This window comes from Catellatospora coxensis (genome assembly GCF_016862635.1).
Lineage (GTDB): Bacteria > Actinomycetota > Actinomycetes > Mycobacteriales > Micromonosporaceae > Catellatospora > Catellatospora coxensis.
This window is the reverse complement of record NZ_BONI01000004.1, coordinates 201,659-225,998: the sequence shown is the minus strand read 5'-3', so window position 1 is coordinate 225,998 and position 24,340 is coordinate 201,659. Positions and strand designations below refer to the sequence as shown.

20 protein-coding genes and 1 pseudogene are annotated in these 24,340 nt (G+C 70.4%); 7 read left to right on the top strand and 14 right to left on the bottom strand.

Going from position 1 to position 24,340, the window contains the following annotated elements:
* Nucleotides 1-626: 626 nt before the first annotated feature.
* From Cco03nite_RS03685 to Cco03nite_RS03650, 8 genes are all read right to left on the bottom strand, one after another.
* Nucleotides 627-1,355 carry an ABC transporter permease gene (locus Cco03nite_RS03685; protein ID WP_203688502.1) on the bottom strand — a complete coding sequence of 243 codons (729 nt, stop codon included), beginning with the start codon at nt 1,353-1,355 and terminating at the stop codon, nt 627-629.
* A 29-nt stretch (nt 1,356-1,384) separates the two neighbouring features.
* Entirely contained in the window at nt 1,385-2,152 is a 768-nt protein-coding gene (locus Cco03nite_RS03680; protein WP_203688481.1) for an ABC transporter ATP-binding protein, read from the bottom strand.
* A gap of 215 nt (nt 2,153-2,367) precedes the next feature.
* Nucleotides 2,368-2,694, bottom strand: coding sequence for a DUF1048 domain-containing protein (locus Cco03nite_RS03675; RefSeq protein ID WP_203688480.1), 327 nt, complete (start codon nt 2,692-2,694; stop codon nt 2,368-2,370).
* 1 nt (nt 2,695) lies between these two features.
* Nucleotides 2,696-3,052, bottom strand: a complete 357-nt coding sequence (locus Cco03nite_RS03670; protein WP_203688479.1) for a DUF1048 domain-containing protein — start codon at nt 3,050-3,052, stop codon at nt 2,696-2,698.
* Nucleotides 3,049-3,375 (bottom strand): PadR family transcriptional regulator, encoded by a 327-nt coding sequence (locus Cco03nite_RS03665; RefSeq protein WP_203688478.1) that lies wholly within the window; start codon nt 3,373-3,375, stop codon nt 3,049-3,051. Before Cco03nite_RS03665 ends, Cco03nite_RS03670 begins: the two co-directional genes overlap by 4 nt.
* 343 nt (nt 3,376-3,718) lie before the next feature.
* A complete protein-coding gene (locus tag Cco03nite_RS03660; protein WP_203688477.1) occupies nt 3,719-4,684 on the bottom strand; it encodes an LPXTG cell wall anchor domain-containing protein in 966 nt (321 codons plus the stop codon).
* Nucleotides 4,685-4,913: 229 nt separating this feature from the next.
* Nucleotides 4,914-6,959, bottom strand: coding sequence for a HEAT repeat domain-containing protein (locus tag Cco03nite_RS03655; RefSeq protein WP_203688476.1), 2,046 nt, complete (start codon nt 6,957-6,959; stop codon nt 4,914-4,916).
* Nucleotides 6,960-7,316: 357 nt separating this feature from the next.
* Nucleotides 7,317-8,054, bottom strand: a complete 738-nt coding sequence (locus Cco03nite_RS03650; protein ID WP_203688475.1) for a peptidylprolyl isomerase — start codon at nt 8,052-8,054, stop codon at nt 7,317-7,319.
* Between the two features lie 119 nt (nt 8,055-8,173).
* Between Cco03nite_RS03650 and Cco03nite_RS03645 the strand changes: the two genes are divergently transcribed.
* Genes Cco03nite_RS03645 through Cco03nite_RS03635 form a run of 3 tightly spaced genes read left to right on the top strand, consistent with a single transcriptional unit; the run spans nt 8,174 to nt 10,096 of the window.
* The gene (locus tag Cco03nite_RS03645; RefSeq protein ID WP_203688474.1) at nt 8,174-9,265 is read left to right on the top strand and encodes a hypothetical protein; all 1,092 of its coding nucleotides are present in this window, start codon (nt 8,174-8,176) and stop codon (nt 9,263-9,265) included.
* 10 nt (nt 9,266-9,275) lie between these two features.
* The gene (locus Cco03nite_RS03640) at nt 9,276-9,593 is read left to right on the top strand and encodes a hypothetical protein (RefSeq protein WP_203688473.1); all 318 of its coding nucleotides are present in this window, start codon (nt 9,276-9,278) and stop codon (nt 9,591-9,593) included.
* Nucleotides 9,590-10,096 (top strand): hypothetical protein, encoded by a 507-nt coding sequence (locus tag Cco03nite_RS03635; RefSeq protein WP_203688472.1) that lies wholly within the window; start codon nt 9,590-9,592, stop codon nt 10,094-10,096. Before Cco03nite_RS03640 ends, Cco03nite_RS03635 begins: the two co-directional genes overlap by 4 nt.
* 130 nt (nt 10,097-10,226) lie before the next feature.
* On the opposite strand, the gene Cco03nite_RS03630 is transcribed toward Cco03nite_RS03635, so the two are convergent.
* From Cco03nite_RS03630 to Cco03nite_RS03615, 4 genes are all read right to left on the bottom strand, one after another.
* Nucleotides 10,227-13,049, bottom strand: coding sequence for an AbfB domain-containing protein (locus tag Cco03nite_RS03630; RefSeq protein WP_239167080.1), 2,823 nt, complete (start codon nt 13,047-13,049; stop codon nt 10,227-10,229).
* A gap of 288 nt (nt 13,050-13,337) precedes the next feature.
* Nucleotides 13,338-14,957, bottom strand: a complete 1,620-nt coding sequence (locus Cco03nite_RS03625; protein WP_203688471.1) for a carbohydrate-binding domain-containing protein — start codon at nt 14,955-14,957, stop codon at nt 13,338-13,340.
* Nucleotides 14,958-15,173: 216 nt separating this feature from the next.
* Entirely contained in the window at nt 15,174-15,530 is a 357-nt protein-coding gene (locus Cco03nite_RS03620) for a DoxX family protein (protein ID WP_203688470.1), read from the bottom strand.
* Between the two features lie 162 nt (nt 15,531-15,692).
* On the bottom strand, nt 15,693-17,744 hold the full coding sequence (locus Cco03nite_RS03615; protein ID WP_203688469.1) for an HYR domain-containing protein: 2,052 nt from the start codon (nt 17,742-17,744) through the stop codon (nt 15,693-15,695).
* Between the two features lie 509 nt (nt 17,745-18,253).
* On the opposite strand from Cco03nite_RS03615, the gene Cco03nite_RS03610 reads away from it, so the two are divergent.
* Nucleotides 18,254-18,850, top strand: coding sequence for a ClpP family protease (locus tag Cco03nite_RS03610; protein WP_203688468.1), 597 nt, complete (start codon nt 18,254-18,256; stop codon nt 18,848-18,850).
* Nucleotides 18,851-18,854: 4 nt separating this feature from the next.
* Nucleotides 18,855-19,478 (top strand): ClpP family protease, encoded by a 624-nt coding sequence (locus tag Cco03nite_RS03605; RefSeq protein ID WP_203688467.1) that lies wholly within the window; start codon nt 18,855-18,857, stop codon nt 19,476-19,478.
* Between the two features lie 134 nt (nt 19,479-19,612).
* Here Cco03nite_RS03605 and Cco03nite_RS42180 read toward each other — a convergent pair.
* Both Cco03nite_RS42180 and Cco03nite_RS03595 read right to left on the bottom strand, forming a co-directional pair.
* Nucleotides 19,613-19,858 (bottom strand): annotated as a pseudogene (locus Cco03nite_RS42180) (helix-turn-helix domain-containing protein); the annotation flags it as partial.
* 127 nt (nt 19,859-19,985) lie between these two features.
* On the bottom strand, nt 19,986-21,830 hold the full coding sequence (locus tag Cco03nite_RS03595; RefSeq protein ID WP_203688465.1) for an alpha-galactosidase: 1,845 nt from the start codon (nt 21,828-21,830) through the stop codon (nt 19,986-19,988).
* A 240-nt stretch (nt 21,831-22,070) separates the two neighbouring features.
* On the opposite strand from Cco03nite_RS03595, the gene Cco03nite_RS03590 reads away from it, so the two are divergent.
* Together Cco03nite_RS03590 and Cco03nite_RS03585 are read left to right on the top strand one after the other, a co-directional pair.
* Entirely contained in the window at nt 22,071-23,399 is a 1,329-nt protein-coding gene (locus tag Cco03nite_RS03590; RefSeq protein WP_203688464.1) for an extracellular solute-binding protein, read from the top strand.
* Entirely contained in the window at nt 23,396-24,340 is a 945-nt protein-coding gene (locus tag Cco03nite_RS03585; RefSeq protein WP_203688463.1) for a carbohydrate ABC transporter permease, read from the top strand. The genes Cco03nite_RS03590 and Cco03nite_RS03585 overlap by 4 nt, the downstream gene beginning before the upstream one ends.

The window sequence follows — 24,340 nt, the reverse complement described above, 5'->3', positions numbered from 1 at the left end:
GCCGGTGAACCGGCCGGGCGGCTTCGACGCCGACCCGGGAGCCCCGACGGTATCGGGAATGGCGTATTCGATCGCTTCGGCCGCTGTCGTGTCGTTCATATCCGCCTGATGCCCGAGTCGAACCGTTGATGAGCCTTGGAAACGATAGGCCGGTAACCGAGGGCGTGGTCGTCAAGATTTCGTCAAAACTCGGCGGCCGCCACCGGGACCGGGACGGCCGGTGGCGCGCCCGGCGGGCTGGCGGAACGCCTCCCGCCGGGCGGCTGGTGCCGATGTTCTCAGCTGCGGTTCTGCTTGGGGATCTTGCCGTCCTGTTGCGGCAGAGTGGCACGGAGATCGCACAAACCGGGGACGGCCAGGTGCCGGCCGTGTTCGGCAATCGAAGCTCGCGCGTCCCCGTTCAGGTAGCTTCTTGACGCGATCACTACGCCGGATCCGGGGTTCTTGACGCCGCGCATACACCGGCCGGCCCTCGGCGCTACCGCAGCACGGCGACCGCGAGCGCCAGGACCGACACGAGAGCGACGACACAGTTCGTCGGTGACCAGGCCGAGCACTTGGACCTGCCGCGGGCGCGACGGAGGGGTGGAGCCGCCCGCGGTGGCGGGCGGCCCGGGTCGGATCCTTCAGGCGATCTTGCGGCGGTAGACGCGCATCGCGAACGCGTAGGCGACGACGAGGATGCCGGCGCACCAGCCGAGCGCGATCCAGATGTCGTTGCCGACGGGCTGCTGATCGAACAGCGCCCGGATCGCGTTGACGATCGAGGTGACGGGCTGGTTCTCGGCGAAGGCCCGCACCGGCCCCGGCATGGTGGCCGTGGGCACGAACGCCGAGCTGAGGAAGGGCAGGAAGATCAGCGGGTACGAGAACGCGGTGGCGCCGTCGGTCGACGACGCCGCGAGCCCGGCGATCATCGCGACCCAGGTCAGCGACAGCGTGAACAGGACCAGGATCCCGGCCACGGCCAGCCAGGCGAGGACTCCGGCCGAGGTGCGGAACCCCATCAGCAGCCCGACGGCGACGATGACCACCGCGGAGATGGCGTTGGAGACCACCGAGGTCAGCACGTGCCCCCACAGCACCGCGGACCGCGCGATCGGCATGGAGTGGAACCGTTCGAAGATGCCGCTCTGCATGTCGTTGAACAGCCGGAAGCCGGTGTACGAGATGCCGCTGGCGATGGCGATGAGCAGGATGCCGGGCATCAGGTAGTTGGTGTAGTTTCCGGTGCCGGCCTGGATCGCGCCGCCGAACACGTACCGGAACAGCAGCATGAACGCGATCGGCATGATCGTGACGGTGATGATGGTGTCCATGCTGCGGGTGACGTGCCGGATCGAGCGGCCGAGCATGACACCGGTGTTGCTGAGGACGTGCGCGCTCACTGCTGCTCCTTGTCGGCGACGACGGCGAGGAAGATCTCCTCCAGGGTGGGTTGGCGTTCGACGAGTTCGGCCTTGGCGGCGGGCAGCAGCCGGCGCAGGTCGGCCAGGGTGCCGGAGACGATGATGACGCCCTGGTGCAGGATCGCGATCCGGTCGGCCAGCTTCTCGGCCTCCTCCAGGTACTGCGTGGTCAGCAGGACCGTGGTGCCGCTGTCGGCCAGGGCCTGGATCTCCTTCCACACCTCGATGCGGGCCTCGGGGTCCAGGCCGGTGGTCGGCTCGTCGAGGAAGATGACCTTCGGGTCGCCGATGAGGCTCATGGCGATGTCGAGGCGGCGGCGCATGCCACCGGAGTAGGTCGCCACCCGGCGGGCTCCGGCGTCGGTGAGGCCGAACCGGGCGAGCAGGTCGTCGGCGACCCGGCCCGGGTTCTTCACCTGGCGCAGTCTGGCGACCATGATGAGGTTCTCCCGGCCGGTGAGGATCTGGTCGACCGCGGCGAACTGGCCGGTCAGGCTGATCGACTCGCGGACCCGCTCGGGCTCGGCCACGACGTCGTGCCCTGCGACGGACGCGCTGCCGGCATCCGGTTTGAGCAGCGTGGACAGGATACGTACGACGGTGGTCTTGCCGGCCCCGTTGGAGCCGAGCAGCGCGAAGATGCTGCCTGAGGCGACGGCGAAGTCCACGCCTTTGAGGACTTCGAGTGTTCCGTACGACTTGCGCAGTCCGCTGACGTGGACGGCGGGGGGTGGGGTGTCCATGGGGGTGGTCTCCCTGATCGACGATCGACATTGGTCGGGTGAAGCCGATGCGGGCAGCACGACTCGCTCGACCAGCTGGTCGAGTGGGTTGCCGAGCACGGGGAATTCAGCTGCGCCGATCGGCGCTTTCGGCCGCCAGGATGCCGCGGACATCCTGGCCGAACTCGACGGCGACACCGCCGCCCAGGAACAGAGCCGCACGAAGGGGCGGCAGGTCACTTCTCGGCGGTGCCGGGCTTCACGTTGATGGACTCCTGGTAGACGTCCGCGTAGGTGCGCGAGTCCTTGATCAGGTCGTCGCAGAAGGCCGCGACGTCGGGGCCGATGAGTTCCAGCACCCCCTTGCCGTCGGCCACGCCCGTCTCGAAGAAGTCGACGATCCCGGGAAGCAGGCCGCCGTCGACAAGATCGATCGGTCCGACCTTGAACAGGTACTTCTGCATCTCCTTGTAGACGATCTGGTAGTCCGGCGGCAGCGCCTTGACCCGGGCCACGTGCGCCCGCCACTGCCTCTTGCCCTCGATGATGTCCTGGATTCCCACGTCAGCCTCCCAGCCGGCCCAGTTTCCTTGCGACGTTCCTGTTCAACTGCTCGCGCCACCGGTCCCGGTAGGTGCGGGCCCCCTCTCCGCCGGCCAGCGCCGCACAGAAGCCCGGGATGTCCTCGCCCAGCACCTCGCCGATGCCCTGCCCGTCCGCCGCCGTCTCCTCGAGCAGCCCGAGCGCGGAGTCGAGGATCGGCATCAGGTTGCGGCCCGTGAAACTGCCGTACAGGAAGAGGTTGTTCTTGATCTGCTCCCATGCCGCCCGGTGCTCGGCCGGCAACGCCTGCGCCCGGACCTCGAACGCCTTAAACTCCCGGGTGAGATCGCTGCCGGTGATGGTCTCCCAGAAGCTCATCTCCCGCCCTCCTTCAGACTGTCGATGCGTGCTGAGACGTACTGCCATCTCGCCCAGAACGACGCGAGTTCTTCGCGGCCGGCGTCGTTGAGCGTGTAGAACTTGCGTGGCGGGCCCACCTCGGACGGCCGTTTCGTCACCTGGACGCGCCCGTTCTTCTCCAGCCGGAGCAAGATCGTGTAGACCGTGCCCTCGACGACGTCGGCGAAGCCCAGGTCGTTCAGGCGGCGCGTGATCGCGTATCCGTAGGTCTCCTCGCCGCTGATGATCTGAAGCACGCAGCCCTCCAGGGTGCCCTTCAGCATCTCCGTCAGATTCTCCATAGCGGCCCTTCTTTGCCGGGAAGAGAAGCACTCATGCGTGTTGTCCCTTCTTCGGCGTTCCCGTGACCATGTGTCGACCTGCCGAGCAGCCGAACAGCCACTACTCGGTGTTGCTAGGTACCGCTATAAAGTAGCACTAGCTACCGGTACCTAGCAACACTCAATACCGAGCGGAAAGCACCCCGGGTGACCGCGGACCGTATGCCACCTTCAACACTGAAGCGGCCGCCGGAAACCGGCGGCCGCTTCAGCGACGGAATGTCGAGCGCTATAGAGAGGATGTGCTGCGGGAACCGGCCGTGATCAGGTTCAACCGGCCGCCGCCACGGTCACGAGCGACCGGTCACGCTGCCATGCGTCGGCGGGTCGCCGCGACCAGCACCGCACCCAGCAGGACGACGACCAAGCCGATACCGATGACGAGGAACGTGTTGGTGCCGGTGTTGGCCAGCTGGCCGTCGCCGGGCGACGGGCTCACGGAATCACCGGGGTTCGGCTGACCGGAAGGCGCCACCACCACCCGCACCACGGCGTTGTTGTTGCCGGGCGTCGGATCCGCGAAGTCGCCCTCGGGCTGCACGCCGGTCATGTTGGCCAGCTGCGCGACGACGCTGCCCTCACCGACCCGCGACGAGACGATCTTCAACGGCCAGGACACTCGCCGGGCGTCGGCCGCACCGGGCTCGACGACCAGGAACCAGCAACTGATGGCAGTCTTGGTCGCGGAGCGGGGATTGCAGGTGAGGTCGTCCGGCACCGCGATCTGCGCGAGCGGCGGGAACTCGGTTCCGGCGGGCGCGGTCAGCTTGACCAGACCCGCGCTCTCCCATACCGGGTCCAGCCCGACGTTGGCGAGAGTCCACTCGAACATGGCAACCTCACCGACCTGCCCGCGAGCCGGCCCGGCGACCGTCACCACGAGATCTGCTTCCGGCTTGACCCGCGCGGGCCGCAACGTCTGCCCCATCGACAGCTCACCGACGGACACGGTCATCCGGACCGAGGGGAAGCCGACCGGTCCCGGCCGGGAGGTGCGGTGCTGGAAGGAGAACTGCTCGACCTGACCGGCTACGACCTGCCTGGTGTAGGCGCACTCGACGGTGGTGGCCGGTGCGCTGCCCAGCGTCTGGCAGGCGGGATCGGTCTGGTCGGCAAGGAAATTGATCGGATCGCCCTGCTGGGTCCCGTTCACCAGGTCGAACCGGAACCTGATCTGCTGCGTGCCCAGGAAGCCGATGTCGAGGACGACGTCCTCCACGCTCAGCGTGTCGCGGGTGGCGACGACGTCGCCCACCGACTTGATGCCCATGACCGGGACGCTCGGCCCGATCGGGTCCGCGGCCGCCGGGGCCGCGAGTACGGCGGTGCCGAGCAGAGACGCGAGAACGGCACACGGCCTCGCGAGGGCACGCAGAATCGGCCGACGGCGCAGGGTTCCCACGACTTCTTCCCCCGATGAATGATGTTTCCAGAGCAAAGGCAGGCAGACGCTAGCGGACAGATCACCTCGACGCAACAAGAGCCGGAGCGCTGCCGGGTCACCCAGCGACAGCCGTCAGCGCCGCCCGGCAGGCGCGCAGCAGGCGCTCGTCGTCGACCACCTGCGCCGAGCTGTACCCGCCTTCGACGGCGTTGTGCCTGCGCGCTCGGCCCAGTTCGGCTTCTAGCAGCGGCTCGGCACCGGCGGCGGCTCGCCCCATGTCCGACCACACCTGCGCGATCGCGGTGCGGGTGTGCGGGTTGGCGGCCCAGACACGTTCAAGCACCGGCGTGACGCTCGACGTCTCGCCCGCGACCTGCCACAGGGCCCGCGCCGCGCCCAGCCCGAGCCAGCCGTGGGGATCCTTGCGACGCAGGAGCTTGCGAAGTCGCCCGGCATACGAGGCTGCCTGTCGCCCCATCCGGCCGAGACCGTCCGCGGCGGCGCGCTGGTCGTAGACATCCCCGGCGAGGAGCCTGTCGTAGACGGCCGACGCCCCCGCGACGTCACCTCCGACGGCGTGCAGCGCTTCGGCAGCCACGGCGGCGATCGGCCTGTCGGCGGCCGTGACCTGCTCGCGCAGCCAGGGCATGGCCTCAGCCGCGGCCGGACCGATCAGAACGAGGGCTCTGAGCACCGCCGAACTCGCCGGCAGCTTCACCAGGTCAGGCACCGCGTCAGCGGCCGCCGGACCCATCGCGCCGACCGCGTACGCCAGGTTGTCCCGCCGCCCGTCGTCACGCATCTCGCGAAGGCGGTGCCGGACAGCCGGCAGGAGGTGGGCGGCCTGCTCGCCGTATCCCGCGATGAGCTGCCCGACATCGCGCGGCAGCTCATCCTGTTCGAGCGCCCACTGCAGCATCGGCAACGCCCGCGGGTCACCGGTGCCGGCCAACGCCTTCAACGCCGGTCCGACCGTCGGCAGTGCCTGCCCCCACTCCACGACCCACGGCAGCTGCCCGCTCATCGTCGAGGAGGAGGCCACGCGTTGCGACCGGGAGAGGCCGGCGAACAGCGGGTCGGCGGCGGGACGCGCCAGCTCGCCCAGATTCTGCAGCACCTGCGTGGCCCGGGGCCGCAGCTCAGGGTGGTCGTCGTGCAGCCGGTCCCCGATCAGGGCCACGATCTGCTCGTACGACCCACGCCATCCGTCGACGAGGTTGCCCGTGGGGAACACGGCGTCGACACGCCGCTCCCAGTCCGGCTCGGCCAGCAGCGCCGACAGCAGGGCGATGCGGTCCGCCACCCGGTCGGCCAGGCCGTCGCTGATCGCGCGCACCAGCTGGCCCGCCTGTGGAGCGCGGCGTCCGGCAGCCGAGACCTCGCGCAGGCGCCGCACCGAGCCGACGAGCGTGTCGGTCGTGAAGCCGGCGGGGTCGGCGACCGGCGTTCCCCGCGTGTACACGGCGTCGAGCAGCTCCAGCGCCGTCTGCACCTGCACCGGCGGCAAGCCGGGCTGCGCGGGAAGCCGCGTCGACGCGGCGAGCGCGGTCACCCGCACCTGCACGTCCTCGTCGTGGGCGAGCAGATCGGCGAGCCACGCGCTGGTCGGCTGCGTGGCGGTGCCCCGGTGCGCGAACTCGGCAGCGGCTTCGACGATCGCCACCCGCACCCGCGGGTCTTCCTCCACCGCGAACCGGTCCCGCAGCAGGCCGACGCAGTCCGTCGCCTGCTCGGCGCAGACCGGCAGCACCCCGGGCACAGCGGCGCGGACCTGCGGGTCGGGGTCATGGGCCAGCGCCGACCACAGCGGGTAGGCAGCCGCGACGGCCTGCCGGGCCCGCCGGTACAGCCCGGTCCGGGGTTCGGGATCGTCCGCGCCGCCGATGCTCGCCAGCAGTTCGATCACATCGGCACGGCCCGGCCTGCCGGCATCCGCGGCGATCCGCAGCAGGAACGGGATCGCCGCGATGGTGCAGGCGTACACGTCGCCCTGGTGGTGGACGCCGCCGTACATCGCGTCGAGGGCGGTCTCCCGCACCGCGCGGTCGGCGTCGGCCAGGTCGCGCAGCAGCTCAGGGACCTCCACCGCCGGACCGTACGCATGCCGCATCCGCCCCCAGCGGATCTCGTCGACGCCGTCGAACAGATCCACGACATCCATCACGCGAGTGTGCCCGCTCCCCCGGTCCGGCCGCCGAGGAGCACCTTCGGCACCTGACGCTCACCGGCCTCGGCCGGCAGTTCATACCGCTCGTCGCTCACCGGCGGATCGTATGCGGGACCTACGACGAAAGGTCGCCCGCCTACCGCGCCGAGGACCTGATGACCCGCCGACGGCGCCGCCAAGCTCGGCCTGCTGCTGGTCGTCGTGTTCGTCGTCGTCGACATCGCCGTCACCCTGCGCCGCACCTCCGCCGCCATCCGGCCGCCGCTCATCCAGGCGTGACGGCGGCTGTCCCGCTGAGCCCGAACGAGGTCGGGCTCAGCGGGACACCTGTCGGCCGGGGCTCGGGCCCGTTCAGCAGATCGGCAGCGGGAACAGGTGTACGCAGGCCCGCTGGATGTCGGCGGTCAGCGCGGGGGCGCCGTCCACGGGTGCGGGGTCTTCGGGGGTCGGCTGGATCCCGCCGGTGGCGATCGCGTCCAGCGCGGCCATCCCGGCTTCGTCGATGGTCCCGAAGACGGTGTAGTTGGGCCGCAGGACCGAGTCGGCGTAGACCAGGAAGAACTGGCTGCCGTTGGTGTTCGGTCCGGCGTTGGCCATGGCCAGGGTGCCGCGCGGGTAGTAGACGCGGTCGGGCCGATCGGGCACGGGCGGCAGGTCGGTGGGCAGTTCGTCCTTGTACTGGTAGCCGGGGCCGCCGCTGCCGGTGCCGGACGGGTCGCCGCACTGCAGCACCTTCAGCGTCGGGTACGCCGTCAGCCGGTGGCAGCTGGTGTTGTTGTAGAACCGGTGCAGGATCAGGTGCTCGAAGCTCTGCACGGTGCAGGGCGCCTTGGCGGCGTCCAGCGTCATCGTGATCTTGCCGTGGCTGGTGTTGAGTACGACGTGGGTGTTCCAGGTCTGCTGGTGTCGCGGGTCGAAGGGCAGCCCGACCGGCCGGGCCGGCGGATCGTCGGGCGTCTCGGCATACCGGCAAGGGCCCTTGGTGGTCCGGGGCGCCGGGTCGGCCACGGCGGGGGTGGCGATGGCCGTGACGGACAGCAGGCCCGCGACGAGTCCGGTTATGGTGAACCGGATCAGATTGTTTCGCATATAGAAAGATATACATCAACTCTGCCGGGCCAGCAGCTCGAACGCCGGACCGCTGCTCGAACTGTCCACGGGCGACATATTCGCTCCCGGGCACCACCGCCACCGAACGGGGAGGAACAGTGGCGTTCGCCGTCAACCTGGAAGCCATGTACGCAGTGCCGGACATGCTCGACCGGCTCGGTGCGGACGCACGAAGGTGCTACGCGTACGCCGGCGAATGGTTCGACTTCGAATACGGACCCGGCGTGATCGACAAGGCGCGCGGCAAGCACGCACAGGCCCGCGCCGAGGTCACCGGCTACTTCCTCGCCATCGCCAAACGAGCCGAGGCACTCGCCCGCTCGGTCCGGATCTCGCTGGCCGGCTATGCCGAGGTCGACCACAGCGAAGCGGCCCGCCTGGACTCGACCCTGCCGGCCCAGACCTACCACCCGGCATGGCGGACACCGGCCATCACCACCGATCGCCTGCAGGTCCAGGCCCTCGAACAGTACGAGCCTGCGGCGCACCTCACCCAGGTCAAGGATTACCTGCCGGAATGGCCGTACGAACCCGAGTGGTCCGACCTGGTCAGCCCCGGCAACATCGTCCGCGACCTGATGATGGCCGCGAACTGGCTCGGCGTGCAGGTCGGCATCTCCGACCGCGTCATCGACCCGCTCGACTACGTGTCCAACAACCTCTGCGGCAACTGGGCCGGCATGCGCGCCTGCGGCGACGCCCTGGAGAACCTGCGCCGCGCCGCCGTCGACATGTCGCACAACGCCGTCTGGATCGAAGTCCGCGTCAACGCCTCCTGGCAGGGCAACGCCGCCGACATCGCCTGGCTGGCGATCAGGAAGCTCGGCGACGCGCTCAGCGAGGCCGACTGCCCGCTGGCCGCCGCACGAGACGCCTACCTGTCGGTCTGCGAGGAGATCAGCGCCCTCGAACAGACCGTCGAGCTGATCCTGATCGACGTCGCCGACGCACTGTTCTTCTTCTACGCCGCCGGCGCGGCCGCCTACTTCACCGTCGTCGGCGGCAGCATCTTCACCGGGGTCGCGATCTTCCAGCTCCTGCAGATCATCAAACGCATGAACGACCTGTACAGCCTCATGGAGAAATCAAACCTGATCATCGACACGTTCAACGGCGACATGGACCGGCTCGGCGGGGTGCTGCCCGACTCCGCCGCACCCGACCTGCCCAACGAACTCGTCGCCGCCTGAGGAGAACCACGTGCCGACCACCGACGAACACGAAGAACACGACCGGCGACGCCAAGTCGAGCAGTTCACGGCCACCCGGTTCGCCCAGCGGCTCGCCGACCCCGCGCTCCAGCGCCAGATCCAGACCCAGGCCCTCACCGACAGCCCCGACCCCCTCGCCCGCGAGATCGCCGCCCAGCTCGCCGACGGCACCGCCACCGTACGGCAGATGCTCGCCTCCGGCGTCTACCACGAACTGCTGACCCGGGGCATCGAGCGCATGCCGACGTTGCCGTACGCCGCCATCATCAAGACGGCAGTGGACCAGGACCGGAAGGGCGCCGCATGACCGCCGAGCACGACAGTATCGCCGCGGGCCAGGCTCTCGCCCGAGCCATGCGCCGCCGCAACCGCCTCACCGGCGCCACCGCGGCCGCCATGCTGCTCACCTGCCTGTACGCCCCCCTCGCCGGCACCGTCGGCACACACCTGCCCGCCGGCACCCCCTACACCTGGGACAGCGGAACGGTCTTCGTCCACAGCGACGACGCCTCCGGCAGCTGCGTCATGGCGACCGGAACCACCGAACAGGACATCGCGGTCGCGCGGGACACCGACAGCTGGATCGGTGTCAGCGGCGTCGACCTCGCCACCGAGCAGGCCTCCACGTTGACCTGCACCCATGACGTCGCCGTCACCGCAGGAACCGCCCGTATCGCGACCTACCCCGCCAGGCACGCCTGGGTGCTCGCGATCATCGCGGCCGCGCTCGGCGGCCTGATGCTGCTCGCCGTGATCCAGGTGAGCGCACTCCAGCGGGCCCAGGCGGCGAGCCCTTGGCTGCGCCCGTAGAAGGCGGCAGCGCATCCGATCGGCACGGCGGCGGCAGTGCCGGCGGAGGAGTCGGCGAAGGGTTTCTCGACCCTGAGCACCCGGGACGGGCGCGGGCGGCAGTGTCGACCCACCGCCGCCCGCGCCGCGGTCACGGCGCCCAGGGACCCGCGAGCGCCCAGCTGCTGTCCGCGCTCAGCGTCTGCGGCCGGTTGAATCCCCCGTCGCCGCCCCCGGCGGCGATGTACACCTGTGACTCGAAATGCCGCAGGTACGAGCCCGGGAAGTTCAGCGACTCGAAGGTGACCCCGGTGCCGCCCACACCGGGCCGGGCGCAGAACGTGGCGTCGGCGCGCATCAGCGCCGTGCCGTCGTCGGGCGAGTTGCGCACCCGGCCGGCGGCGTGGCGCAGGAACTGCCCCGGGAAGTTCGCCGACTCGAACGAGTAGCACGACGAGTCGGCCAGGCCCCGCCGGACCGCGTACGTCGCGTCGGCCTTCAGCAGCGCGCTGCTGCCGGAGGTCACGATCTCGGTCCAGGCGAGGCTGTCGGCGTGGCGCAGGTACCGGTCGGTGTGCCCCCATGTCGTCACCCGCAGTGACTGGCGGACGTTGGTCGCCAGCAGCACCGAGCTGCGCCACAGCGCCGGAGCGTTGAGGTCCCAGGTGCTGTCGGCGGCGAAACCGGCGGCGCTGTCCCACGCGTTCGGGCCGCCGCTGCGGGCCAGGTACACGTTGTCGGCGTAGTGGCGCAGGTAGTGGCCCGGCAGGCTCGGCGACTCGAAAGACATGCCGCCCGCGGCCAGGCCGGGCCGGCTGCACCAGGTCGCGTCGGCGGCGAAGGTGCCGCCCGTGTCGGCGTCGACGCGGGCCCGGTAGGCGGCGTGGCGCAGATACCGCCCGGGGAAGTTGACCGACTCGAACGAGTAGCAGCGCGGGTCGGCCAGGCCGGGCACGGTGCGGAAGGACGCGTCCTGCCGGGCCGGGTCGGCGCCGGCGGTGCTCAGCACGTCGGTGCGGGCCAGGGAGTCGGCGTGGCGCAGGTACCGGTCGGTGAACCCGGGAGTGGTCACCCGCAGCGACCGGACATGGCCGAGGGTCAGCACGACCGGCGCGTTGAGGTTGCGCGAGGCCGCGATCAGCGCGGCGTGCGCCGCGCGGACCTGGTTGGTGTCCACCTTCTGGATGCGCCGGTCGTAGGTGAACAGCCCGTTGTACTCGCCCTCGACGTCGGTGATCTCCGTGTAGATGTACGCCGACACGCCCTTGACGGTCATGAGCTGCCGCACGTCGCGGACCATGCCGGTGTAGCGGTCGTTGAGCTGCGCGGCGCTGCCCATCTGCTCGTAGGCGAAGAACTGCCCGTTGGGGCTGTACTCGTGGCCCGGGGTGCGCAGGCCGAGCCCGCCGAACTCGCCGAGCACCGACACCCGGGTCGCCGACGGGTGCGGGGCGTCCGGCCCGGTGTAGACATGCCAGTCCATGATGTCGCCGGTGCCCGGGTCGCCCTTGGACACGCAGCAGTTGTAGCCGCTGTGGGCGTTCATCAGCCGGGTCGGATCGTAGCTCTCGAGCTGGTTGGTGATCCGCTGCGTGTCGGCCAGGCTCCACTCGCCCCAGCCCTCGTTGAACGGCACGTATGTGATCACCGCCGGGGAGAACCGGTGCTCGTCGATGATCTCGCGGGCCTCGGTCTCGAACTGGGCGATCTGCGCGGGGGTGCGGCTCGCGTCGAACGCCGGGGTGGACGGCACGTCCTGCCACACCAGCAGGCCGAGCCGGTCGGCGTGGTAGTACCAGCGCGCGGGTTCGACCTTGATGTGCTTGCGCACCATGTTGAACCCGAGGTCCTTGTGCTTCTGCAGGTCGAAGGCCAGCGCCGCGTCGGTCGGGGCGGTGTACAGGCCGTCGGGCCAGAAGCCCTGGTCGAGGGTGCCGACCTGGAACACGAACTCGCCGTTGAGGGTCGGGCGCAGCACCCCGTTGACGAGCCTGGTGCCGACCTCGCGCATGCCGAAGTAGTTGACGACCTGGTCGACGACCGCGCCGGTGCCGTTGCGCAGCGACACCCGCAGGTTGTACAGGTACGGGTCGTCCGGCGACCAGCGCCGCGCGCTGGGCACCGGCACGGTGAACTCGGTGAACCCGCCGGTGGCGCTGCCCACCACGGTCGCGCCGGCCATCGCCTCGGCCAGCACCGTGTGCCCGCTGACGTTGCCGCGGGTGAACACGCGCACGCGGGCGGTGTTGTTCGCCAGGTTGGCGTAGACGTCGACGGAGTAGATCGACGACACCGGCGTGGGCTCCAGCCACACGGTCTGCCAGATGCCCGAGGTGGGCGTGTAGAAGATGCCGCTGGGGCTGTTGACCTGCTTGCCGACCGGCTGCTTCTCGCCCCGGCCGTCGGTCGGGTCGTAGACCCGCACCACGATCTCGTTCGCGCCGCCGTTGAGCTGCGCGGTGATGTCGGCCTCGAACCGGTCGTAGCCGCCGCGGTGGCTGGTGACCTGCACCCCGTTGACCCATACCGTGGCCTCGTAGTCGACCGCGCCGAAGTGCAGCTGCACACGGCGGCCGGCCCACGCCGCCGGGACGGTGAAGGTACGCCGGTAGAACATCAGGTCGCGGTTGTCGTTGCGCATGATGCCCGACAGCGCCGACTCGACCGGGTACGGCACCAGGATGCGCTCGGGCAGGGTCTGGCCCAGCGGCGGCGCGGCGTTGCGGTTCACGTTGCCGGCCCCGTCGGTGGCGGGGTTGAGGAACTCCCACTCGCCGTTGAGCGACTGCCAGTCCGGGCGGGTCATCTGCGGGCGCGGATACTCCGGCAGGGGGTTGGTCGTGGACACCTGGCTGGTCCACGGCGTCGAAAGCGGCGGCGTCTTGGGCGTGACTGCTGCGGCCGGGGCGGCGCTGAAGGCCAGCACCCCGGCCAGAGTCAGCACGGCCGCCGCGGAAGCGGTGAGGCGGCGCATGGCGCTCCTTGGGGTCGGGAACGGACGGACCGGGGGTACGCGGCACCGGGCAGCGCGCAGCGTTCCGCCGGGAAAGCGACGGATGTCGACTATGAGCCGTGGTCTATAACGTTATAGAGGCCGAGGCGACCCGACGTCAATGGTTTTCGTCAATGCCTCGATACGTCCTGCCCCGGCAGCTTCGCTCCCACACAGCCGAGGAGCGACAACGGCCGAAGCTCCGTTCCCACTGCCGGAGCAGGAGGAACGGAGCTTCAGGTCCACACCCGAGCATGGCCGGTCAGCGGCTCACCACCGCAACGGCCGCAGCTGCCCCGGCGTGATGTAGTCGATCCAGACCACGTAACCGCCATCGAGCCGGAACGCGACCTTCGCCCCCGCGGGCACCCGCACCGGCACCGTCACCGTGGCCCAGGCGGTCGCCGAACCCCGGTTGGGCAGCGCCACCGTCGTGGCCGCCACCCCGTCGACCAGCACCGTCAGCTTCACGTTGTCGGTCGTCGTCGCATACCGCACCGTGAGCTCGCGGGCCGGGCGCAGCCCGTCGAACTCCAGCGCGGCCCCGTGGGCGTAGACCAGCGCGGTCCGCTCCCCCGACGCCGTCACGTCCGCGACCGCGATCCCGGTCGTGCCGCCCTGCGGCAGGTCGGCGTACTCGCCCTCGGACCGGCCCGGCTCCGAGAAGTCCGGCACCGCGAACGGCCGCGGCCGCCCCCGCTGCCCCGTCTCGAACAGCCCGCTGCGCAGCTCGCCGCGGAACCGCTGCAGGATCAGCGGATCGGCCTGCACCCGGCTGTCGCCCCAGTAGCCGTTGGGGCAGCTGCCCGGCACGCAGTTCCACATACCCTGCGCCGACCAGTGCGTGTTGATGTAGGACACGCCCCGGATGATGTCCCGGTTGGCCCGGATGTAGTCGAAGAACGGCTGGTACCACCCGTCCCAGATGCCCTCGGCGCCGACCGGGGCGACCGGGTGGGGGCCGCCGGTGGCGTCGTCCTGGAGGATGCAGCCCGCCGTGTGCTCGCCGACCGAGTACGCCTGCGGGGCGGCCTCGGCGACGAAGACCGGCTTGCGGTGGCTGCGGGCGAAGGCCAGCAGCGAGTCCTGCACCGTCAGCGGCGGCGCGGCGACCCGGTCCAGCGCGCACGCCCACTGGTGCGCGGCGTACCCGCTGCCGTAGAAGTGCGACATCCCGGCCCAGTCGACGTACTCGTCCCCCGGATACCACAGGTCCCAGTGGCCGGCCGCGGTCGGCGCGTAGGGCGCCTGCTCGGCGTGCGGCCAGGCCGCCGTCTGCCACACCGTGGCGATCCGGTCGCCGCGCAGCCGGTCGATGCGCCCGGCGATGTAGCGGAACGCGTCCTTGTACAGCTGCGGCTCGTAGCCGTTCCACGTCCCGTCGAACTCGTAGCCGATCCGCAGGAACACCGGCCGGCCGGTGCGGTCCAGGTAGGTCAGGAACTCGTCGAGCCAGCGCCGGTAGCGCGCGGTGGTCGCCTCGTCGGCGACGCCCGCGTACGCCTTGAGCGGCGACTGCGCCGCCGGGTCGGACAGGAACAGGCCCACCGCCAGGCCGCCGCCGTACTCGGCGAGCGTGGCCGGGAAGTCGTTCTCCCCCGCCCCGTAGTCGGTCGGCTGGAACATGCCGCTCATCGGCGCGCCGACGAGGTTGGTGTAGAGCGTCACCCCGGCGGGGCGGGGAAAGCCGGGATCGGCGGCCAGCACGTCGGCGGCGAAATCCGCCAGCGTCGTGCTGTCCTGGCCCAGGTAGAACAGCACCTTGCCGCCCGCGGGCAGGTTGCGCGCGGCGAGCAGGCCGTCGGGCCTGGCCGCGGCCGGGGTCGCCCCCGGCAGGAAAACAGCGGCCGCCAGCAGTACGGCGGCCAGAAGGCGCGAAGTTCTGCGCACCATGTGCTCCCGAGAATCGCAGTGCAGACACCGGAGCCCCGCAGGATGCCCGCGGGGCTGCCACGGCGGCCGAGACCAGACGTCGTCGACCGCCGCGGTTCGGCGTTCATCTCACGGCCTCGGGCGGCGACCGGACAATCCTTTGCGCAACGCGGCCCGCCGGCCGCCCGTGCTCGCCCGCCGTGAGCTCAGGGTCGGTGGCGCGGAGTCCGGAGTTCACGGGAGGCCGTGGTGGGCCAGGTGCAGGACCAGCGCGGCGGTCTCGGTGAGGTAGAACACGGCCCAGCCGGTGAGCTTGCGGGAGCCGACGCGCAGGTGGGCGAACAGCGCGAGGATGAAGTACGCCTGGAGGCCGGCGGTGGCGATCAGGCCCAGCAGCGGCACCGCGAGCCCGGCGAGCAGGCCCACCGCCCCGGCGGCCAGGATGAGGCCGAGCACCGGCCCCCATGACAGCGGGATGCGTTTCATCCGCATCTGGGCCTTGGGGTAGTCGTGGCCGGTCAGGTAGGTGTACGCGCAGGAGGCGGTGATGAGCGCGGCGAAGATCGTCACGGCGAGGTAGCCGATGAACACGGGGTGTCCTCTCGAAAGATCGAATGAGGACAGCCTGCCAAGCACGCTCGGCCCCGGCGAGTGTCGGGAACGACACCTCCCACACAGTTTCGGACACGACCATGACAGGCACACGGCAGGAGCGGCGAGCCGTGCCCGCCGCTCCTGCCCGTCGGAGTGTGCTCAGGTGGTCTTGAACTGCGCGATCACGGTGGCGCCGTCGACCGTCGAGACGCCGACCTGGTAGCACAGGCCCTTGGTCTTGGCGGTCTGCCAGTTGTAGACGTACTGCCCGCCGGTGCTGTCGTAGCGCAGGCCGGTGTTACCGGTCGCGGTGACCTCGACGGCGTCCAGCGGCGCGTTCGGGTCGCAGTTGTACTGCTTTACCGAGATCCCCGCGATGATGCTCGTCGTGGTGGCCTCGGCCGGCCCGGCGAACACCTCGAACTTCAGCGGCACCGTGCTGCCGCCCTTCACCGTGTTGATCACGCGGTTCATGTCGACCGGCTGGTGGAACCCGCTGATCGTGCGGCGGACGGCCACCTTGAACGAGCCCTGCGCCGTGTTGCCGGCGTGGTCGGTCGCCGAGCAGGTCACCTCGGTCGTGCCGATCGCGAAGGCCGCGCCGGAAGCGGGCGAGCAGGTGACGGGCAGGGTCCCGTCGACCAGGTCGGTCGCCTCCGGGTGGAACGTCGCGACGGCGCCTTCCGGGCCGGTGGCGGTGATGATCTGGTCGGCGGGCAGCGTCAGCGACGGCGGCGTGGTGTCGCGCACCGTGACCTGGAACGAGGCGCCGGCGGTGTTGCCGGCCGCGTCCCGGGCCGAGCAGGTCACCGTCGTGGTTCCGACCGGGAACGATCCGCCCGACGGCGGCGCGCAGTCCACCGCGACCGCGCCGTCGACGAGGTCCGTCGCGGTCGGCGCGGCGAAGCTCACGGCGGCTCCGCTCGGCCCGGTCGCCTCGGTGGTGATGTCGGCGGGAGTGCCGGTGATGGCGGGCGGTGTCGTGTCGACCACGGTCACCGCGAACGTCGCGGTGGCGGTGTTGTGCGCGCTGTCGGTGGCGGTGCAGGTGACCTCGGTGGCGCCGAGCGGGAAGCTGCTGCCGGAGGCGGGTGCGCAGGCGGGCGTGACCGCGCCGTCCACGGCGTCCTGCGCCGAGGGTGCCGGGTAGGTCACGTCCGCACCCTCGCCGGAGGTCGCCTCGGCGGTGATGTCGGCGGGCACCGCGAGCACCGGCGCCTGCGTGTCCTGGACGGTGACGTCGAACGTCTGCCGCGAGCTGTTGCCGTGCCCGTCGGTGGCCGTGCAGGTGACGGTCGTGGTGCCGAGCGGGAAGTCCGTGCCGGACGCGGGCGAGCAGCTGACCGGCACCGTTCCGGCCACCGCGTCGGCGGCTGTCGGCGTCCGGTACGTGACCGCGGCGCCGTCGGGGCCGGTCGCCTCCACGCCGGTGATGTCGGCGACGGCCTGGATGACCGGCCCGACCGTGTCGACGACGGTCACCGTGAACTGCCCGGTGCCGGTGTTGCCCGCGGCGTCGGTGGCGCTGCACCGCACGGTCGTGTCGCCCAGCGGGAATGTCGCGCCGGACGGGTGGTCGCAGGTGACCGTGGGGTGTGCGGGGTTCTCGTCGTCGGCGGTGGCCGGGTACGTCACGGCGGTGCCACCAGGTGCGGTCGCCTCGACGGTGAGCGGGCCGGGCAGGTGCAGCACCGGCGCCGTGGTGTCACAGGCGACCACGGTGGCCGAGACGGGCAGCGTCGTCGCCCGGTTCACCGAGCCCGCGGCGGCGGCCAGCGACACCGAGCCGCTCACGGTGCCCGTCGCCGTGGCGACGAGCCGCACGGGCAGGCTCAGTGCTCCCGTGACCGTGGTGTTGGGCTGCGCGCTCCAGTTGGACGGCAGGGTGATGGTGCCGATCGCGCCGCTGCCCGGGGTGGTGCTCACCCCGGCTCCGGTCACAGCGGTCACGGACACGGTGACGGTGGCGCCGTTGGCGAAGACGTTGGGGCCGCCCGACGAGCCGTTGCGCTGGACACCGACCAGGGCGGGTTTGGTGACGGCGGCGCCCAGGCACACCGTGCCGAAACTCAGTCCGCTGCCGGTGACCGGCGTGGCGCCGTCGCCGTCGGCCACGACGTTGTCGGCCCACGTCGCGGAGCCCGCGCCGAGAACCAGCGCGGCGGCTGCGGCCGAGGCCCAGCGTGCCCATCGCTGTCGGTGAATTAGCATGACGGAACTCCAATGCTCGACTATTCCCCACCCGGACGCAGCGGATGGAAGCTGCGACCGAGTCTGCCGAGAATGGCCGATAGACGACATCACTCCGCGGGGTGGAAGATCCGTCTGCATTGGAATTTGTCGGCGCGTTTCACCAGGTAAATAGCGCTTGTCTAGTCCTTATGCCATCGAGGTCGGGCCGAATGGACGAATCCGCGAGAGCACCGGCACCCGGACGAGCGGAATGTCATGGTGATCCGCCAGGTCGCCCTTTCGGCCAGCCGGATTCACGATTGCGGGCAACCTCACCGGACGGTCGCGTGGTGTCGCCGCCGGTATTCGGCCGGCCATTCGCCCCGCTCGGCCGAGCGCGAACGTGGGCGGAGGCGTCGCCCGTGCCCTTTCCGGCCCTCGGCCCGATCTGCCCTGGGCTAAGTCGCTGTCAGCAGATCTCCTTGGTGCGCCGCACCCTCCGGCCTGATCGTGGAACCAGAACAGCCCGAGGAACAGGAGTGCAACACATGGGCGCAACCGCCACGCTGGACGACGAACTCAGCAAGAGACTGCTGCACGAGCGGATCATCGTGCTCGGATCCGACGTCGAGGACGAGATCGCCAACCGGATATGCGCCCAGCTGCTGGCGCTGTCCGCCGAGGACCCGCGCCGCGACGTCGCGCTGTATCTGAACTCGCGGGGCGGATCGGTGCTCGCGGGGCTGGCCGTGTACGACATGATGCAGCTCATCCCCAACGACGTGATCACCGTGGCGATGGGGCTGGCCGGGAGCATGGCGCAGTTCCTGCTGTGCGCCGGCACGCCGGGCAAGCGGTTCGCGCTGCCCAGCGCGCAGGTCCTGATGCACCAGGGGTCGGCCGGCCTGGGCGGCACCGCGGCCGACGTGGAGATCTACGCCGGGCAGCTGGACCGCCTCAGCAACCTGATGAGCGCGCTGACCGCCGGGCACACCGGCCGGCCGGTGGCCGACATCGTCGAGGACGGGCAGCGCGATCGCTGGTTCAGCGCCCAGGAGGCGCTCGACTACGGGATGGTCGATCACATCGTCGAACAGCTCGACGACATCCGCCCGCGCGTGGTCAAGCAGCGGATGGGGGTGTAGGGCGGTGGGCCAGTACACGATCCCCACGGTCGTCGAGCGGACCTCGCGCGGCGAGCGTGCCTTCGACATCTACTCCCGGCTGCTGTCGGAGCGGATCATCTTCCTCGGCACGGAGATCACGGACGACGTCGCCAACGTGATCATCGCGCAGCTGCTGCACCTGCAGTCCGAGAGCGCCGACCAGGACATCGAGTTCTACATCAACTCACGGGGCGGTTCCTACAGCGCCCTGACCGCGATCTATGACACGATGCAGTACGTGCGGCCCGACCTCGCCACCCTGTGCATCGGGCAGGCGTCCTCCGCGGCGGCGGTGCTGCTGGCCGCGGGCACTGCCGGCAAGCGGTCGGTCCTGCGCCACGCCAAGGTGGTCCTGCACCAGCCGTCGACCGAGGACGGCTCCTTCGACGTGGCGCAGGGCACGCTGCCGGACCTGGCCATCCGGGCGCGCGACGTGTCCCGGGTGCGCGCCGAGATGGACGACATCCTCAGCCGGCACACCGGCCACCCCACCCAGAAGATCCGGCACGACCTCGACCGGCACAAGACGTTCAGCGCCGCCGAGGCCGTCGCGTACGGCCTGGCGGACCGGGTCGTCTCCACCGTGAAGACGACTCCGCAAGGCTAGGCGGCCAGGGCGTAGGCGTCGCCGGCTCGCCGGGTCGGCGGCGCCGCGACGTCGTGGCTTCCCACGGCCGTCCGGCGGGCCGGCAGCACCGTGGTCGCCGCGTTGCTCGCCGAGATGTGGAAGGCGACGGCGACGAGCAGGTCCGACAGGTCGATGCCCAACGCCGCGCACAACGCCGCGAGCACCTCGGAGGAGACCTCCTTGAGACCGCGCTCGACCTCGGACAGGTACGGCATCGAGATCCGCGCCGCCAGCGCGACCTCGGCCAGCGTACGCCCCTGTTCGAGGCGCAGCCGCCGCAGTGATTCGCCCAGCGCCGAGCGCAACAGCACCCGACGCGGAGCCGCCTGGGCACGAGCCCGCTCCGCCGGATTCAGCATGGGTCCTTTATAGCCAGGCCCGCGACCGCCTGACAGCCCAGTTCGCTACCGGCAGAGCCGGCCCGGGCCGGCATGGGCCGCGGCGGACGGGTCCGGCGGGCGGCCGTCCCGCCCGCCGGACGGTGCGTCAGACCTGGCTGCGTTGCCAGTGCTGGTTGGCGCCGCTGCCGCAGGTCCACTGGACCGCCTGGGCGCCGTCGGTGGTGGCGGCGTTGAGCACGTCCAGGCACTTGCCGCTGTGCCGGGCGACGAGCTGGGAGTATCCGCCACCGAGGTCCTGGATGCGCCAGTGCTGGTTGGCGCCGGTGCCGCAGGTCCACTGCACCACGCGCACCCCGTCGGCGGTGGCGCTCGTGCCGCCGTACACGTCGAGGCACTTGCCGCTGTTGAGGCTGACGACCTGGTAGTAGCCGCCGCCGGCGTCGCGGAACTGCCACCGCTGGTTGGACTGCCCGTTCGCGGCCCACTGGACGGCGTTCGCACCGTCGGTGAGGGCGGCGTTGTAGACGTCGAGCAGCTTGCCGCTGTGCCGTGCGGTCAGCGTGTACGTCGGGGTCGCCGGCGGCGTCGGTGTGGTGGCCTGCGTCGCGATGCGGTAGAGGCCGGAGCCGTGGGCGGGCAGGGAGCGGGTGAAGGTGCCGCCGGCCGTGCCCAGGTTCGCGCCGGACCACAGGTCGGTGACGGTGGCCGACCCGACGCCCAGCTCGGCGAGGTTGACCGAGACGTTGGCCGTCGCGCCTTCGCGGTTGAACAGGGCCAGGTAGCGGTGGTTGGTGCCGGGCACGTCGGCGGCCCATACCTGCCGGGTGCCCGCGGTGATCTGGCGGTTGTTGGCACTGTTCTGGTCGACGGCGAGCACCGCGGCGTTGGTCATCAGCGCGAGTTCGGCGGCGCGGTTCTCGACGAGGTTGCCGCCCCACATCAGCGGCGCGCGGTTGATGACCCACAGGGTCATGAGGGTGCGCTGCTCGTCGGGGGTCAGGCCGGAGTATCGCGGCGAGCCGACGGGCCCGTACTTCGACAGCCGCCCGATCGGGATCATGTCCGGGTCGGGCCAGGCTCCCGTGGCGCGGTACGGCGTCCAGTTGCGCAGCGGGTCGAACAGCGCGTCGAGCGCGGACCAGTTGTCCCACAGGTCGTTGACGATGCGCCACATGTGCGCGTTGGCCTGCACGTGCGGGCCGCCGGCGACCGGTGTGGGCCCGGGCGACAGGCTCAGCACCATCGGGCGGCCGCTGCGCTGGATCGCCAGCCGGTATCCGTCGACCTCGGCCTGCCGGTAGGTCGGCGCGGCGATGTCGTCGACCTTGACGAAGTCGACGCCCCAGCCGGCCAGCAGCTGGAACACCGAGTCCAGGTACGCCTGCGCGCAGCTGTTGGACATGTTCAGGCCCCACATCAGGTTGAGCCAGGCCGCGGTGGTGCTGTTGTTGATCTGGTTGGCGCGGCAGCTCGTGCCGAGGATCGGCACGTTGTCGGCGACCGCCTGGCGGGGGATGCCCCGCATGAGGTGCACGCCGAACTTCAAGCCCTGCGCGTGCACGTAGTCGGCGAGCGGCTTGAAGCCGTTGGCTCCCGCCGCGGACGGGAAGCGGGTGGTGTCGGGGAGCAGCCGGCCGTTGGCGTCCATGCGCAGCCGGGGTTGCAGGTTCGCGTCCTGGTTCGGGCTGTTGTTGTGCCGGCCGGGGTAGTACCACGCCCAGTCGATGACGATGTACTGCCAGCCGTGCTGGCGCAGGTTGTCGCGCATGTAGTCGGCGTTGGCCCGTACGTCGGCCTCGGTGACGCTCCAGTTGAACGCGTCGTAGCTGTTCCATCCCATCGGCGGGGTGGACGCGACGCCGTTGTCCCATGCCAAGGCACGCTCCTGCGGGTGGACCACGAGTCCGGCGGTGAGCAGCAGCGTCACCGCCGCCAGCACCGCCGACGCAAGCCGGCGCCGCTTCGCCGGGCGGGTTCGAGCATGGCTCATCAGACCCTCCACGAGGGGCTCGCGCGGCGAGAGCCTATCGGACCACATGAATGTTAGCGATCACATGTCCCGTGTCAACCGATGCCGGATCACCGGCCGCCCGAGGACGGGCCAGGTCAACGACGGATTGACATGACTAATCGTCCGATGTCTAATGCCGAATGCGGCCAGCCTGAGCGTGCTGTAACAGGTCTGACGTATCCCTGTCACAGCAACACGTCCGATGAATAAGGTGAGTTGATGACCGGGGTGCGCAAACGCCGGGTCTGGGCGGCCGCCGCACTCGCGGCCGCATGCCTGCTGGCAGGTGGCTGCCGGGCGGTGGAGGGAGCCGGCACCGCGCAGGACGCGACCGACTCCGGCGGACCGATCACCGTATGGGTCGACCCGCCGCGGGTGCCCGCGGTCAACGCGTTCCAGAAGGCGTTCCCGCACATCCCGGTCGAGGTGAACACCATCAACGGCAACGTCGGCAGCACCGAGCTGCAGCAGAAGTTCGTGCTGTTCAACCAGGCCGGCAAGGGCTGGCCCGATGCGATCTTCTTCCCGTCCAACGACGACATCGCCTGGGCGACCAGCTCGAAAATCAACTACGCGCGCGACCTCGGCGTCGACCTGGCCGAGATCCTGGCCGGCTACCCTGCGAGCGTCATCGACCAGTGCAGGATCGATGAACGGTTCCGCTGCCTGCGCAACGACGCCGCGCCCGACGTCTTCTGGTACGACCAGGTCCTGCTCGACGAGTGGGGCTACGACCCGCCCACCACCTGGGAGGAGTACGAAGCCCTCAGCCTGCGCATCGCCGCCGAACACCCGGGCCACCTCACCGGCTTCCTCGGCGACGCCTACGCCCCCGACCGCTACCTGTGGTCCTCGGGCTGCCCCACCAACGACGCGTCGAGCGAGAAGCACGTGCGCATCGCCCTGTCCGACGAGCGCTGCGTCCGCGTACAGCAACTGCTCGACCGGCTGCTGACCGCAGGCGCCCTCTCCCCGACCGGCATCTTCTCCCCCGACGCCGCCGCACTCGGCCGGCGCCTGGTGATGAGCCCGGGCGCCGTCTGGTGGGGCAACTTCCTGTTCCGCGACACGTGGAAGGTCCCACCGGGACGGATCACCGCCGGCAAACCGCTGCGCTGGTCGACGGACGCCACCCCGATGACCGGCTCCGAAGGCGGCGGCCTGTGGGGCTTCTCCCGCCACATCAAAGGCACCCAGTTGGACAACGTGCTCACCTTCGCCCGGTTCGTCGCCGCCGATCCACGATGGCAGGTCGACCTGTCGGTCGGCCTGCCCGGCTACAAACCGCTGCAGAAACCGTGGCTGGCCAAGCAGAAGCAGGCCCGCTACCTCGCCGACTTCGACCGCGCCGCCGAGGCGTTCGTGTTCGCCACCACCATCGTGCGGCCCGACCGCGACTACACGCGCTACAACACCGGCACGGTCTGGACCCACACGATCACCCCCGCGCTGACCTCGGACAAACCGTTCGCGGCCGCCTGGCGGCAGTTCGGCGAGCGCCTCACCCAGGAGGCACGCTCCTTCGGGTACACGGTGCAGTCATCGTGACCGCCCGCGAGCAGCTCGCCACCAGGCCCCGGATCCAGCCGCGACGCGCCGCCGCACCGCCGGCTCCCCCGCCGCGCCGACGGCCGAACCACGCCGCCGCCGTGCTCGTCACCCCCTACGTCCTGCTCCTGCTCGTCGGCGGGATCATCCCCGTGGGGTACGCCGTCGTCAAAAGCCTCCAGAACGAATCCGAGACGGGTTTCGGCGGGCTCAGCAGCTACGCCCGCGTCACCGCCGACTTCCGCTTCGTCGAGACCTTCACCAATGTCGCGCTGGTCCTGTGCGTATGGCTGCCCGTCATGCTGACCACCGTCGTGATCCTGGCGCTGCTGATCGACGCCAGCTCGCGCAGGTTCGGCGCCACCATGCGGTTCGTCTACTACCTGCCCGGCTCGCTGGCCGGCATCGCGAACTTCATGCTGTGGCTGTTCCTGCTCAACCCCGGCCAGAGCCCGGTGGACTTCCTCTGGGACGGCTTCGGATACACCAGCCTCAACGAGGTCGCACAGCCGGACAACCTGCCGTTCATCCTCGCCGCGATGCTGTTCTTCCAGGGCGCGGGAACCTGGATCATCGTGCTGTGCGGAGGCCTGAACGGCATACCGGACGAGCTGCTGGAAGCCGCACGGGTGGACGGAGCCACCGCACGCGCCGTCGTCTGGCACGTGAAACTGCCCATGCTGCGGCCCTGGCTCGGCTACATGACACTGCTCAACCTCGCCTACGGCTTCCAGCTGTTCCTCGAACCGCAGGTGCTCAGCCAGGTCACCCACGGCCTGATCTCACCCCAGTGGACACCGAACCAGCTGAGCTTCACCTACGCGTACCAGATCCTCGACACACCCGCCGCCGCGGCGATGTCCGTGATCCTGCTGCTGGTCACGCTCAGCCTCGGCCTGCTGGTCATCCACCGCAGCCGACTCTTCCAGGACGAGCGTTGA